This is a genomic window from Photorhabdus akhurstii (assembly GCF_019090985.1).
GTDB lineage: Bacteria > Pseudomonadota > Gammaproteobacteria > Enterobacterales > Enterobacteriaceae > Photorhabdus > Photorhabdus akhurstii.
Genome location: NZ_CP020335.1, coordinates 309,855 through 324,553, shown reverse-complemented (window position 1 = coordinate 324,553; position 14,699 = coordinate 309,855). Strand labels below are relative to the sequence as shown.

Below are 14,699 nucleotides of genomic sequence, written 5' to 3'. Positions count from 1 at the left end.
AACCATTGATGACAGAATATGTTCCCTTCGACCAATAATAACGGAAGAAAAAGCAAAAACCTGAATTTTAACAGGCAAAATCCTGTCAGGATTATAACTGAGGATTAGACCTCAGATCGCCACGGATGGTTTCATGATGACGGAGGTTTATGCTTATCAAATTGACGATTATATCCCCTGATCAGCATACCCAATTCATCATCCTGATGATATTTAGGGCAAGCCATTGGCTCTGATGGTTGATCGTTATTAAGATCCCGAGCAATGTCACGTAATGGGTGCACAATAATCCGGTTGATACACCAGCTTATCGACACCGTAAGGATAAGGGCCAGTAATAAATAAGTTGTCAGCATCAGCGCCAACGTATTAATAGCAAAACGATATACTCGATTGGAATCCACTTGCAAAATCAGATGCCCTAGCGGTTTAGCTCCTGTCGATACTGAACCATAAACATGAAGAGGAATACTCACTTCCACAGGGATACCAAAAACTCGTTTAGCCAGTTCGGGGATTGGGCGATGAGTAGCAAAGCTCAATCGTATCACCCGGATATCCTCCGGCAACACCACATCTGCCCGTCCTAAGATACCTACAGTACGCAGCCCTATCAGCAACTCTTTTGCTTTACTGAGATCGGAATTAAGTAGCGCTTCCGTTAAAGGCGCCTGTACCTGAACTGCCGCATTATTAAGCTGGCTGATATAATCATCTTTACGTTGCTGTATAAAATGACACAATTGAATCGTAATAAAAATAGCAATGGTCACCAGCGTGACGCCGGTCACTGCGGCCATCTGTTTAATGGTTAACGAACGTTTGACACGCAATTTCATTTTCACTTAAACCAATGCCTGTGGATATCGCAGTTATAACACGTGATCTATGGAATTGAGTATACTTGATTTTATCGCCAACGATCCTGTTTCACTTATCCAAGTCGTTATTTTCCTGAAATAATTGCCTTTGGTGGTTATCTGTAACTATTAGAAAAACATATAAATATTCAATTTTCCTATTTAAAAGCGTCTGATTTAACCACAATGTGTAACATTGATGAAACCAAGCCACCAATCAGAAACTTAAATTAGTCACTCTTTTAGCATTATACGAAGAAAAGTATCAAGCCAAGCTACTTGTTTTTTCCTGGCGATCCACCTTTACTTATTCTGCCCAAGACACGTTGCTAATAGTTATGTTGTCGTGATTTAACTCACTGTATACACGACATCATTAAGCAAAACGTAATGAAAGTTTAAATTTATACTATATTCTATTGTATGCGCCTGTTTCGGAGAAGCATATATTAACCACAGTAATTCACTGTATGTCCTGACTCCTCAACATGACACTATTAACCTTGTGTGAAAGGATGGTGTGTATGAGTGATCTTGAAGATTTATACCCCTATCGTTTTTCAGCACTCTCCTATTCTAAAGCTGAACGGTTTGATGCTTGGCGTGAAGAGCACCAGCATCATAATATTTCGCTAAAAATGCGTGAAATTATTATCTTAGATGCTAATTTCTGCGGGATGCATATAGGGGAGCTGATGCTTGGACGTTGGCGTTTCCTTAGCAAGCGCGAGAATACAATCAATAACTTTGCTCATCGTTCATTAGACAAGATTCGCAAGGATAATCTTGACCATTATTATTTTCGCCTTAGCCTTTCTGATACGTGGATTTATAATGATGCTAGCCACCAAACTAAGGTAAGACCTTCGCAATTGGCTGTTATCGATTTAGGTCAACCCTATAATTTGAGCATCGCCGAAGGTGAGGTCATCATGTTGATGGTTCCTCGAGATCTTCTCCCGACAACAACGGCTAATTTCCATGGAGCAGTCTTAAATCACAGCTTGGGACAGCTTTTTGCTGAACATATTAGAGCACTATTTCTACATGCTCCCCACTTGCCTAAGAACGATATGCCACAGGTTATGCAAGCTACTTTGGGCTTCCTGAATGCGACGCTTTCTGCGACCCCAGATAATATTATTCAGGCACAAACTGCTATTGACACGACTTTGTTCAACAGGATCAGACACTATATTGATCAAAATCTTAATTCAAATACACTAAACGTTAACCAGATTTGTGAACAAATCGGTATTTCCAGGAGTCATTTATATCGGCTCTTCGAAACGGTAGGCGGTGTAGCAAGTTACATTTGTTCACGACGTTTATCTAAAGTTCATTCAATTCTGAGTTCCCAAATCACCCCACGTCAACGTATTGCTGACTTGGCTTATCAGTATGGGTTCAGTAGCCCGGTTCAATTTGCGCGTGCCTATAAGAGGAAATTTAGCTATTCTCCAAGCGAAACGAAAAGAATCGTTCTCCCTACCGATGAAGATTCATCTGTCTTGCAGTCTAGTAGCGATTTTTGGCTACGGTCTCGTTGATTAATGTTCGTTTGCGCTCTGCCCTACTGTGGGTGAATGAGTGCTTAACATTATGCTACAAAGAGCATCTCCTGCAATCATCCCGCCCGCGAAAGACTCCAGTCCGTGGGAAGGGTGGTTGCGATACTTGCGTTTTACCCATAAACGACAAATCAACCCAAGGAGAACCATCCAGCCAACAGTAGGTTTAGCTATCAATAGTCCTGTTGCAAGCATGATACCTAATTGGCCTCGAGTGCCGCCAATAACTTGTAGTAGCGCACCCAGTATTACCCAGCTGGTGAAATTCATTAAGTTGCTTTGATCTATACTTGTTTTAATTGCCGCGGCATAAGCCAAATTGACTGGGGCAAACAGGTTATGAGCGAACAAATCCCGCCAGGTCAGTAGAACAGCGATAATCGCTACGCCAAAACCTAACATGCCTGCGATCATTTGTTCCCGCCGCCCTCTTTGCTCAAATATGGGATCACGATTATCACCTCTCAATATGTATCCTGCTTTAAGGTCGTAGCCCATATCAGCAAATGCAGGCCCAGTTGCCGATGTAAACGCTGTTAATACGACCAAGGCTTTTACTGGAAAACCGCTCCAGATACCAATTACCAATGATAGTAGCGCTACACCAAACGCAGGCATCCACCCGGTGTTCATGGCTGCGATTCCCACGATGAGTTCGTGAAGTAGCGCTGAGATCGTGCCAAATACAACAAATCCAATCAACATAGGTAAACTGAGTTGTTCAAACAGACCCGTCCCTAGAGCAAGTATCATCGCCAAAAGCAGATAACCCAAACTACCGATACCGAGTAAAGCCCGAAAAGATGAGGCACCAGGCTGATCAATCTGATGTTGATGACAGCCTGCGGGAATAGTGATGTGTGCCTTTTTCCGCTTGTACATGGAAAGACCAATTTGCAAAGCTGCCACCATACCAGCACCAACCAAAATCCCTTCAGGCATTCTCAGGGTACTGATATCCAATGCAAACACAATATAGAGACAGGGAGCCAATAGCAGTCCAGCCGCGAATGACAGCATAGCCGCAAAGCCCCCGATAAAAGCAATACCGGCAGCCGACATTGGCAAACCTAAAAGACTGCCGATAAACCCACTTATCACCCCACAAATTAATGTGATCGTTCGATAACCTCCTCGATCAGTGGTTTTGATCACCTCAGCGGTAGCCATCCCAAGAGGCCAAGCACCTGATGCTGGAAATACCGGGGAGTCAAACATACGATATAGCAGGAAAGCATCCCACAACATAGCCAAACTTACCCCTACCAGTATCGGCATAATGAGTTCAGGCATCTCCATGACGTACGCGATACCAAGCGGGGCGAGAAGGCTGATAGCTGCCCCAAAAGTGGCAGAGGACATACTGGTTTGCACTAAATTTTGTGCATGAACAGAACGGAAAAGCGTGAATTGATAGATTGGGAGCCGTGCTATCGCCATAGCAACCAGAGCACCAATTATAGATGTGCTTGGTGTGACACCCAGAGTGACAAGTGTTTGGATACCAATGATTGATCCGAGAGAACTTACCAGAATCAATACAACTAACATTAATGGAGAAAACGCCCGTGGGTGAGGTGATGAGATATTCGTCATACGCTGGTGGCTTGATTCTTTCCCCACGGTGCTCTCCCCTAATTTTCAAAGTTGGTAATAGTCACTGTCTCTCTGTTGTTTCATCATCTATTTTCAATTTAAACCGATTTTTAAATCTATTGCAGATAGCCGCCGAACAACGTGGCATCTTCCTGTAATGCCTATTGTTTCGACTGTTGTCGTTTCAATGTCATCCAAAGGATACATAAAACTGAAAGAGAGATAGCTAACAACAACCCCATTGCCGCACGGTATCCCTCAATAAAGAACGTATGAAAAACATTCAGCGCATCTGCAAGGTCAAGACCAGCATGTTGATGCAAAGCTGAAAGCGCCCCTTCTGGTTCAGCGATAACTTTCTCCACCCATTGACCAGGAGTCACGCCAAACGCGCCTAATTTGAGTAATAAGCTGCTGGTAGCAACTTGCTGATAAAGTAACAGGCCAAAAGCAAGCCCTACGGCCCCACCAATATTATGCACCGTCCACGATGATCCCATAGCAACCGCCCCCATACGTTCCGGTACAGATGACAGCGCAGCCACTGTGGATGGCCCCAGTACACAAGCCCAACCAATACCCATAAGCGTAAACGCAATCGCAATACTGAATAGACTGCTGTATTCGGAAAAGAGTGTTTGAAGAAATGCTGAAATAGCAAAAAATAAAAAGCCGCTGACAAGTATTATTTTGACTCCCATTCGGTCAGTAAGCCGACCAACAATCGGTGAAAGAAGAGCAACCATCGCCGTAGTAGGAAGCAACATCATACCTATCTGATATCCCTCAAGATCTTTTATCGTATGTAGGTACAGAGGCATCAGGAAAAAAGCCAGACAGTAAAAAAAGGCCAGTGCCGCATTGGCTATAGCCGCACCAATGAAAGTCCGGTTTTTAAACAGATGGAGTTGAAGGATCGGCGCAGAGACCCGTTGTTCAATATGATAAAATATGACCAACGCGACGACCGATATGATTAAAAGACCTAGCGTAGAGAATGACAGCCATCCCCACTCACTACCTAAGCTGAGTACAACAATGCAGGCCGACAGACCGGTGATCAGAAAAATCAATCCCCCCCAATCTAACGTCGTCCCTTGTTCCTTATTCCTAGATTCTTTGACGCTAACCGTACAGATTAATAGGCTTAAGACAATCAATGGAACGTTTATTAGGAAAATCCAACGCCAACCTAGAGTGCTAACGATGATTCCTCCTATTACCGGGCCAATTGCCAGTCCGAGTCCATTAACCCCAAAGAGCAAACCGATACCTTTTCCACGCTCCTCCTCAGGGAAGGCATTGGAAACTATGGCACCAGAGGCTGTGTATAAGACTGCGCAGGATACTCCCTGAGCAAAGCGAAAAGCGATAAGCCAGTTTATATTTGTAACAAGCCCAGCACCGAGTGATGCCAGTCCGAAGCATATGGCGCCAAGGTAGAGTACGCGTCGACGACCATAGATATCAGCCATACGCCCCATCACAACCATGAAAGCTGATAGTGCCAAGAGAAAAATATTGATAATCCACTGGAGTTCAGCCACTGTAGCATGCAGATCAGCTCTTATTGCGGGCAAAGCCGTGTTGACGATAGTAAAGTCAATACAACCAAGAAAGCTCGCAATACTCACGCCAGTCAAAACCCACCACTTTCTGTGATTCTCTGAGAAAAAAATCATCAAATAGCCTCCTCTGTGTTCAGTAGTTCATCTAAAAAATTCCCGGAACCTCACTGAAACAAGCCTGAGTATCGGCTTAGCATGTGCCGGAAATTTCCTGGAAGGACAGACTATAACCTTACCTTCTTTAGTTATTTCATATCTATCAGATTACTGATGTTTCATGTCTTTTTGATTTATTCCACCATACAATGAATCGCATCTTCCTGAAGGAATGCATTATTAAGAAAATTTGGTATAGACCGCTTCTTAAAGCGTAGAGATAACCAGCGTTCTTTTCCAGGATATTTTTCAACAACGAAACGCTCACGTGTGGCATCCATTGCCGCAGTCATTGGTTGTGGATAGATGATGAAATCGTAACCTTTAGCTGCCCAAATCGGCATGATTATGGGACATTCTTCCATAAGATAATTTAAACAACGTATGAACGCCTGAACGGTATCAATACTTGGGTCCCGCTTTACCATTCGATCAATAAATATGCCTATGGTTTCGTTAATTGCCTCTTTATAAGCAGGATCATTAACATATAATCCTTCTATATCTTCTCGAAATGCCAAATATGATATATCGTTTAAGGCTTCATCCCAGCGGAGAATATTATTGGGAATTGAAAGTGCAGCGAGAACTTCAGAATTTCGAGCGATCCAAGAAGTACCCAATTCATATGTAAAACGATAGGCTGCTTCATAACTCATTCCCAGATAATTATGCCGCTGTAAGGTATCAGCTACCGCGATTGTGCATGAAGAAAATCCACTCTTATTAATCAGATCAATGGTTGCTGCGAGTTTATCGCCTTCATGATATTTTTGGCCGACACTGATAAGTAAGATGACCTTACTACCCGACAAGGCCGTTTTTTCTTTATCAAAATTGAATGCGGCTTTTGAAAAGAATGTGTAACTAGCCATATTCTTGCCCCCAAATTGAAGCTTTATTATCCCCTAAGCACCAATACTGTAATTTGACTTTATTCTCGTCATAAGATGATCTGCATACTCAATACGAGGATATCTTGCCGGATTATCCGCATCCTTAAATATATCTAATGGAGCTATTTGAGCATGCATGCTTGGCTCAAAAAAGAAAGGGATAGCGTATCGTTTCTTTCCAGAGCGATTTATTACCCGATGGGGAGTAGAAATAAAGTTATCGTTAGTCATCCATTTGATCATATCTCCGCTATTTAAGATAAAAGAACCCGGTTCAGGTGGAACATCAATCCATTCTCCCTCTTGATTTTTGACTTGCAGTCCCCCAATGGTATCTTGTGCTAATAAGGTCAAAAATCCATAATCCGTATGCGGGGCAATGCCATACTGGTCTTCAGGAATGATGTCTGGCTGTTCCGGGTAATATTGAAGCCTCAAGAAAATAGTCGGCTCCCTGAAATAATTATCTAATGCATCGGGGCTCAGGCCGAACGCCATTGCAAAAACTTGTACCATCCGTTTAGCCAAAGCCTGCATAGATTTATAGTATGTTGTGATCGTCTCCTTGAACTCCGGCATATCTTCCGGCCATTGATTTGGGCCAGCTAAGTTTTGTTCTAGTTTAAAGTCTTCACTTTCCTCCGATACTTCATTAGCAATAATAAAAGCCTCACTTTGATTAGGCTTATTCGCTTTTTCCAAAGTAGATAATTCAAATCGAGATGTGCTCCTCGGCATATAACCCCGAAAGAACTTATTTTGACGAATTTTTAATTTCTTATTCAGTGGTAGATTGTGGAAATCTTTTGCTGCCTGAAAAGTGGCTTGCACTAAATCTTCTGATATGCCGTGATTAATAAGGTAAGCAAACCCCACATTCGTATATATTCGGCGAACTTGATCAGCAACTGACAATAATCCCGTATCTGTATGGGTAAATATTGGCGCAAGGTCAATATGAGGTATTTTCTCAAAACTTTTCATACATGACTCTCCCTGACGACTCAATGTCAAATAATGATGAATTCTCTCCTTTAGAATATAAATCATAAGAATATTTACAGGGTAAGCATTCCGTCCCAGAAAACGGATATTTCATCCCATAAGGGATTTTTATACGTGTAATGAATGAGTTGCTGAATGGCATTTGTAGCAACAAACCCATCATTGTCAAAGAGTCGATTTTTCTAATCTCTTTTAACTAACTCTTTTTAGGTAAATTGCCGTAGCTTATGTTTGAAAGGGGAAATCAGAAAGAAAAATAGCGTTTATACAAACGCTATTATGGGAAATTAAGGATGGTTCAACCTCACCATCCTTAAAATTTATTAACTTAACCAATTATTCCACTGCAACATTTTCATCCTGATCAACCGCAAAACAGGCGATCAATTGATTACCATATTGATTCAGTTTTGGCTGACGCTGAGTACAAATGCTAAGTGCCCGGCGGCAACGCGCTGCAAACGCACAACCGGGTGGTGGGTTCATTGGGCTTGGCAATTCGCCTGTCAATTTTATCCGTTCACGGCGTAATTCAGGATTTAGCCTTGGCGTTGCTGATAATAACGCCTGTGTATAGGGGTGACGTGGATGACTGAAAATCATCTCTTTACTGCCTTTTTCCACACAACGACCGAGGTACATCACCATCACTTCATCAGCGATATGTTCAACCACCGATAAATCATGGGAAATAAAGACATAAGAGAGTCCCAGCTCTTGCTGCAAATCCATCATCAGGTTTAACACCTGCGCCCGCACCGAGACATCCAACGCGGAAACCGGTTCATCCGCAATCACCACATCCGGGTCCAACATTAAGCCGCGGGCAATCGCAATCCGTTGGCGTTGACCACCAGAGAACATATGCGGATAACGGCTGTAGTGTTCAGTTTTTAGCCCCACTTTATCCATCATCTGCAACACTTTCTCTTTACGTTCCTGTGCGCTCAACTTGGTATTGATCCGCAGAGGTTCCTCCAGGATCTGACCAACTTTCTTACGCGGATTAAGTGAACCATAAGGATTTTGAAACACAATCTGGATTTTCTGACGACGTAGCTTTTCAGCGTCTTTATTTGGCACCAACAGATCTTGTCCCTGATAATAAAGCTCCCCGTCAGTTGGCTTTTCAATCATCGTCAGCAATCGCCCCAGAGTGGATTTACCACACCCCGATTCCCCCACAACTGCCAGCGTTTTTCCTTTTTCCAGTTCGAAAGAGATGCCATCCAACGCTTTTACCGTTCTAGCAGGCGAAAAGAGCCCTCCTTTAATCGGATAATATTTTTTCAGATCTGTCGCTTTTAATAACGGCACAGTGGATATTTGCTGCGCCGGATAAAGATACTCACTCATACTGTCGGCCTCCCCACATCATCCAACGGTATATGGCATTTCACCTGACGTTCCCCTACCGTTCTTAATTCCGGTTCCACCTGACGACAATGGTCATTTGCATATGGACAACGTGGATTCAGTAAGCAACCAACAGGCCGGTCATATTTTCCCGGCACAACTCCCGGTAGAGAAGCAAGACGGGATTTATCCGTGGCAAATTCAGGTAATGCCCGGAGCAATGCCTGAGTATAGGGATGACGTGGCGCCCGGAAGATCTCCGATGCCTTGGCGGATTCCACCACCTGCCCGGCATACATCACGATAATGTGATGAGCGGCTTCCGCCACTAATGCTAAGTCATGAGTGATTAATATCAGCGCCATATTTTCCCGCTGTTGCAACTCCAACAACAGTTCAATAACCTGCGCCTGAATGGTGACATCCAAAGCCGTTGTTGGTTCATCAGCAATCAGTAATTTGGGCCGACAAGCAATCGCCATTGCGATCATCACCCGTTGACTCATACCACCGGATAATTGGTGCGGGTACACATCCAAACGTGATGCAGGATCAGGAATACCCACCAAGGTCAACAGATCAATCGCTCGCTGGCGACGAGTACGACGATTGCCGCCTTGATGCACTTTCAGCGCTTCCATAATCTGAAACCCAACGGTATAGCAGGGATTCAAGCTGGTCATCGGATCTTGGAAGATCATTGCCACTTCCGCACCAACCAGTTGGCGACGCTCTTGTTCGGAAATTTTGGTCAAATCACGCTGGTTAAATTCCAGTTTGTCAGCCATTACCTTGCCCGGATAATCAATCAATCCCATCACCGCCAATGAACTGACCGATTTACCAGAACCAGACTCTCCGACAATCCCGACAACCTGCCCTTGCTCAACTCGGTAACTGATGCGGTCAACGGCGCGGAATGGCGCCTCTTCGTCACCGAAGTGAACCGATAATTTTTCTACATTTAACAGTGCCATTTCACTACCTCACTACTGCTTGAGTTTAGGATCAAGTGCATCACGCAAACCGTCACCCATCAGGTTAAACGCCAACACTGTCAACAAAATTGCTATCCCGGGGAACGTCACTACCCACCAGGCACTTTGTGCAAATTGCAATACATCAGACAGCATTGTTCCCCATTCCGGCGTGGGTGGCTGCGCCCCCATCCCCAGAAAACCCAAAGCAGCCATATCAAGAATGGCATTAGAAAAACCCAGAGAAGCCTGCACAATCAGCGGCGCCAGACAGTTAGGCAGAATATTGATAAACATCTGACGCATGGAACCCGCTCCCGCCACCTGTGAAGCTGTCACATAGTCACGGTTAACTTCTACCAACACCGCAGCACGAGTTAAGCGGATGTAATGTGGCAGAGAGACAAAGGTCAACGCCAACGAAGCATTGACAATCGATGGCCCAAAGATCGCCACCAGCACCAAAGCCAGCAACAGGCTTGGCAATGCCAGCATAATATCAACGATACGCATGATGATAATATCCACCACACCACCGAAATAACCCGCCAGCACACCCAGAACCACCCCCATCAACAGGGATAGCACCACTACCAGACAACCTACCAGCAATGAAAGCCGAGCGCCGTACATCAAACGCGAAAGTAAATCGCGTCCAACATCATCAGTACCCAGAATAAATTGCCAACTTCCTCCGTCCTGCCATACCGGTGGTGTCAGCAAAGCATCACGGAACTGCTCAGACGCACTGTGTGGGGCAAGCACCCCCGCCAACAGAGCGACTAATAACATCAGTACAATATAAACCAGACCAACAACGGCCCCTTTATTGCGCTTAAAGTAATACCAGAACTCCTGCATCGGCGTCATAATCTTAGGCGCACTGCTTGCAGGCTCAGTTACTTGAGACATAATGTGCTCCCTATTTTTTATGCCGGATACGCGGGTTAACGATGCCGTATAGCAAGTCAACTATCAGGTTAACCAAGATGATCATGATCGCCACCAGTAATACGCCTCCCTGCACCACCGGATAATCCCGGCGTTGCAGGGCATCGATCAGCCAGCGTCCCAAGCCCGGCCAGGAGAAGATAGTTTCAGTCAGGATCGCCCCCGCCAGCATAATGCCCACCTGCAAACCGATAACGGTTACAACCGGCAGCAATGCATTGCGAAGTGCATGGACCACAATCACACGAATACGACTCAAGCCTTTAGCGCGTGCAGTACGGATATAATCTTCACCGAGTACTTCCAACATGGAAGAGCGGGTCATACGGACAATCACCGCCAGTGGAATCGTCCCCAAGACAACGGCAGGCAAAATGATGTGCATCACCGCATCTTTAAAATCACCGGCTTCACCCCAGAATAGGGTGTCGATTAGCATAAAACCCGTCAGCGGATAACTGTCATCAAGGAAAACACTGTCGCTTATTCGCCCGGATACCGGCGTCAGATCCAACTGGACAGAAACCAGCATGATCAACATGATCCCCCACCAGAAGATCGGCATGGAGTATCCAGTTAGAGAAAGTCCTATCGCAGTATGATCAAAAACAGAACCACGCTTTACCGCCGCCAGGACGCCAACGGGAATACCCACAGCAATAGCGAACAACATAGCGCATATCCCCAGTTCAAGCGTTGCCTTGAAACGGGGAACAAACTCCTCCCACACAGAGATACGACTTTTCATGGAGATACCCAGATCGCCATGTAACACATTACTGACATAATGAAAGTATTGCTGCCAAAGTGGTTTATCCAACCCCATTTCGGCCATTAGCTGAGCATAGCGCTCAGCAGATATTCCACGTTCCCCGGCCATAATGGTCACCGGATCGCCGGGGATCATATGGACAAAAGCAAAAGTCAGTAAAGTAATGCCAATAAACGTTGGGATTACCAACCCCAGACGTCGGAGTATGAACTGCAACATATCCCAAACTCTCTTTTTTAAATGCCGGTTACAGCTCTCAGGCCGTTTGGCTTGATAAGGGGGAGGACTTTCCCCCTTTGGCTCACAATCTTTTGGCTCACAACGTAATAAACATCTTGCCTCTACTTTTCTTGTTAGTTTTCCACCAGTTATGATCGCTTGGAGAAAACCGCCATCTTCGGTTAGAAATCAGGAAGATGGCGTATCACAACAAAGTAAGAATAGGATTATTCGAGGGACACGTTGCTGAAAATATGTCTGCCCAGAGGATCAACGACGTAACCTTTGACCTCTTTACGTACCGGCTCATAAACTGTGGAGTGAGCTATAATCAGCGCCGGAACCTGTTCGTGCATCACAGCCTGAGCCTGCTTATAAAGTTCAACACGTTTAGCGTGATCAGAAACGATTCGGGCTGGCTGAATGACATCTTCAAACGGCTTGTAACACCATTTAGAGTAGTTAGAACCCCGCTCTTTGGCCGCACAGCTAAATAGGGTTGCGAAGAAGTTATCTGGGTCACCATTGTCCCCGGTCCAACCCATCATCACAATCTGGTGCTCGCCATCTTTAGCTCGCTTCAAATATTCGCCCCATTCATAGCTGACAATTTTGGCCTTAACACCAATTTTTGCCCAATCAGCCTGGACCATTTCAGCCATACGACGGGCATTTGGGTTATATGGACGCTGTACCGGCATTGCCCACAGATCAATGGTAAAACCACTACCCAAACCTGCTTCTTTTAGGAGCTGTTTCGCTTTTTCCGGATCGTACTGGTAATCTTTAAGAGCATTGTCGTAACCCCACATAGTTGGTGGGATCAGATTTTTGGCTTTCTGACCAGCGCCTTGATAAACCGCCTCAACGATAGCGTCTTTATTGACTGCCATCGTCAACGCCTGACGAACTTTGACGTCATCCAATGGCTTTTTAGTGACGTTGAAAGAGACATAACCGACATTCAGACCAGGCTGTTCCAGCAAAACGATATCTTTATCCTGTTTCATGCGGGCAATATCCGCCGGATTTGGATATGGCATGATCTGACATTCATTTTTCTGTAATTTTGCATAACGAACGGATGCATCAGGAGTAATAGAGAAAACCAGCCGGTCAACTTTGGCTTTATCTCCCCAGTATTCCTTGAAAGCTTTATACAGAATGCGAGAATCTTTCTGATATTGCACCAACTGGAACGGGCCTGTACCAATTGGATTCAGATCGACTTTCTCCGGCGTACCGGCTTTCATCATCTTATCTGCATATTCTGCTGACATAATAGAGGCGAAATCCATGCCTAAATCAGCCAGAAATGGTGCTTCCGGGCGGCTCAGTTCAATTCGGACAGTATAATCGTCTACTTTTTCAACTTTATTGATCATCTCACTCATACCCATGCCAATGAAATACTCATAACTGCCGCCTGACACCTTGTGGTATGGGTGGTTTGCATCTTTCTGCCGCATGAACGTGTAGATCACATCATCAGCATTAAATTCTCGGCTTGGTTTGAAGTCTTTGCTATCGTGCCACTTAACACCTTTACGCAGATGAAAAGTGTAAACTTTACCGTCATCGCTAATATCCCATTTTTCAGCCAGACTCGGGGTAATTTCAGTTGTACCTGTTTTGAACTCAACCAAACGGTTATACAGTGGTCTGGAGCTGGCATCATAAGTTGTGCCGGCAGTGAACAGTTGCGGATTAAAGCCTTCCGGTGAGCCTTCGGAACAGTAAACCAATGTTTTTGCCTGAACGCTGGCGGTTACTGCCAATGCAACTAAGCTGACCCCTAGCTTCAATAACTTCGCTCTTTTAGAGAAAGTAGTCATTTCTTGCACTCCATTTGTGATGTTGTTGTGTACAGCCAGAATCTGCACTTCCTGTCCGAAACTGCGCTGTTTAGGTTTTGTTTATTATTTTCAGCTTATCAATTAAACAACTGTTGTCTCTTGCGTCAATAAGATCTCAACAGATGTCACAAACAACAGGAAAACACAAAGGAAACTAATAATTAACATAGTTAGCACAAAAATATGACAAAGAACACATTTTATAGACAAAAAGACCATAAAAAGCACATAACGATAGTACTAATCACTATTAACCTGGGCGCAAAATTTGTGGTTGTTTGATTAATTAGTAAACGATTATTTCACGAGAAAAGATGATAACTGGTATAAAATGCTGTGCTCCGAATAAAATCGGTACCTGAAAAGTTAATCCAATAAGTATAACATCAGTTATATAAATAAATACAAAAACCTGTTACTAGTTTATTTACTTTTCATCACTTTTAATTTCATTAATGATTGATTAGTAAATTAGTGATCATTGCCATTATCAGATCGATATTAATACTAAGTTGGCTACAAACATCTTTAGTTATTTCAATCTCATCTCCTTCATCAACATAAAAAACAGCTTCATAGAAAGAGAGTAATTTTTTCATAATCGTAAATACTGGTATTAGTAATATAGTGAAGAGATATAAAAAAGTTTCATTGTTTTCTGCACGAGATAGATGTTGCCCTAAGCTAAAAATCACTGTGGAAAAGATGGAATAGGAACATAAAGTTCATGTTATGGTGTAACGAGGAGTTCTGTCACCTTAAACTTGTGTGAAATAGTTCAAAAGATTTATTTGAAATACTGATCAAAGGGATGCCAAAGATGGGCATCCCTTGAAATAGTGATACTTAATCCCGAACTAGAGAAAATACCATCAAAACAAGCTGCCTGAAAATCAGCTGAGGTAACAATCGGTAT

Annotated in this window: 11 protein-coding genes; 1 reads left to right on the top strand and 10 read right to left on the bottom strand. The window is 43.9% G+C overall.

The window, feature by feature from the left end; translation table 11 throughout:
• Nucleotides 1–131: 131 nt before the first annotated feature.
• A complete protein-coding gene (locus tag B0X70_RS01410; RefSeq protein WP_036779816.1) occupies nucleotides 132–839 on the bottom strand; it encodes a HAMP domain-containing protein in 708 nt (235 codons plus the stop codon).
• Between the two features lie 545 nt (nucleotides 840–1,384).
• On the opposite strand from B0X70_RS01410, the gene B0X70_RS01405 reads away from it, so the two are divergent.
• Nucleotides 1,385–2,410 (top strand): AraC family transcriptional regulator, encoded by a 1,026-nt coding sequence (locus tag B0X70_RS01405; RefSeq protein ID WP_052739564.1) that lies wholly within the window; start codon nucleotides 1,385–1,387, stop codon nucleotides 2,408–2,410.
• Here the strand turns inward: B0X70_RS01405 and B0X70_RS01400 are convergent, their stop codons facing one another.
• The 9 genes from B0X70_RS01400 to dppA form a co-directional block, all read right to left on the bottom strand.
• Entirely contained in the window at nucleotides 2,411–4,054 is a 1,644-nt protein-coding gene (locus tag B0X70_RS01400; protein ID WP_246593412.1) for an OPT/YSL family transporter, read from the bottom strand.
• A 134-nt stretch (nucleotides 4,055–4,188) separates the two neighbouring features.
• Entirely contained in the window at nucleotides 4,189–5,709 is a 1,521-nt protein-coding gene (locus B0X70_RS01395; RefSeq protein WP_217470709.1) for an MFS transporter, read from the bottom strand.
• A 176-nt stretch (nucleotides 5,710–5,885) separates the two neighbouring features.
• Nucleotides 5,886–6,626, bottom strand: coding sequence for a tRNA-dependent cyclodipeptide synthase (locus B0X70_RS01390; protein ID WP_217470708.1), 741 nt, complete (start codon nucleotides 6,624–6,626; stop codon nucleotides 5,886–5,888).
• Nucleotides 6,627–6,659: 33 nt separating this feature from the next.
• Complete coding sequence (locus B0X70_RS01385; RefSeq protein ID WP_217470707.1) at nucleotides 6,660–7,631, bottom strand: isopenicillin N synthase family dioxygenase; 972 nt, start codon at nucleotides 7,629–7,631, stop codon at nucleotides 6,660–6,662.
• A 357-nt stretch (nucleotides 7,632–7,988) separates the two neighbouring features.
• The gene (dppF, locus tag B0X70_RS01380) at nucleotides 7,989–9,008 is read right to left on the bottom strand and encodes a dipeptide ABC transporter ATP-binding subunit DppF (protein ID WP_036814335.1); all 1,020 of its coding nucleotides are present in this window, start codon (nucleotides 9,006–9,008) and stop codon (nucleotides 7,989–7,991) included.
• Nucleotides 9,005–9,985: a dipeptide ABC transporter ATP-binding protein gene (gene dppD, locus B0X70_RS01375; RefSeq protein WP_036814330.1), complete on the bottom strand. Its 981-nt coding sequence runs from the start codon at nucleotides 9,983–9,985 to the stop codon at nucleotides 9,005–9,007. The genes dppF and dppD overlap by 4 nt, the downstream gene beginning before the upstream one ends.
• Before the next feature lie 12 nt (nucleotides 9,986–9,997).
• Entirely contained in the window at nucleotides 9,998–10,897 is a 900-nt protein-coding gene (dppC, locus tag B0X70_RS01370) for a dipeptide ABC transporter permease DppC (RefSeq protein WP_046395273.1), read from the bottom strand.
• A gap of 10 nt (nucleotides 10,898–10,907) precedes the next feature.
• Entirely contained in the window at nucleotides 10,908–11,927 is a 1,020-nt protein-coding gene (gene dppB / locus B0X70_RS01365) for a dipeptide ABC transporter permease DppB (RefSeq protein ID WP_036814325.1), read from the bottom strand.
• A gap of 227 nt (nucleotides 11,928–12,154) precedes the next feature.
• A complete protein-coding gene (gene dppA, locus B0X70_RS01360) occupies nucleotides 12,155–13,762 on the bottom strand; it encodes a dipeptide ABC transporter periplasmic-binding protein DppA (protein ID WP_040153045.1) in 1,608 nt (535 codons plus the stop codon).
• Nucleotides 13,763–14,699 lie beyond the last annotated feature (937 nt).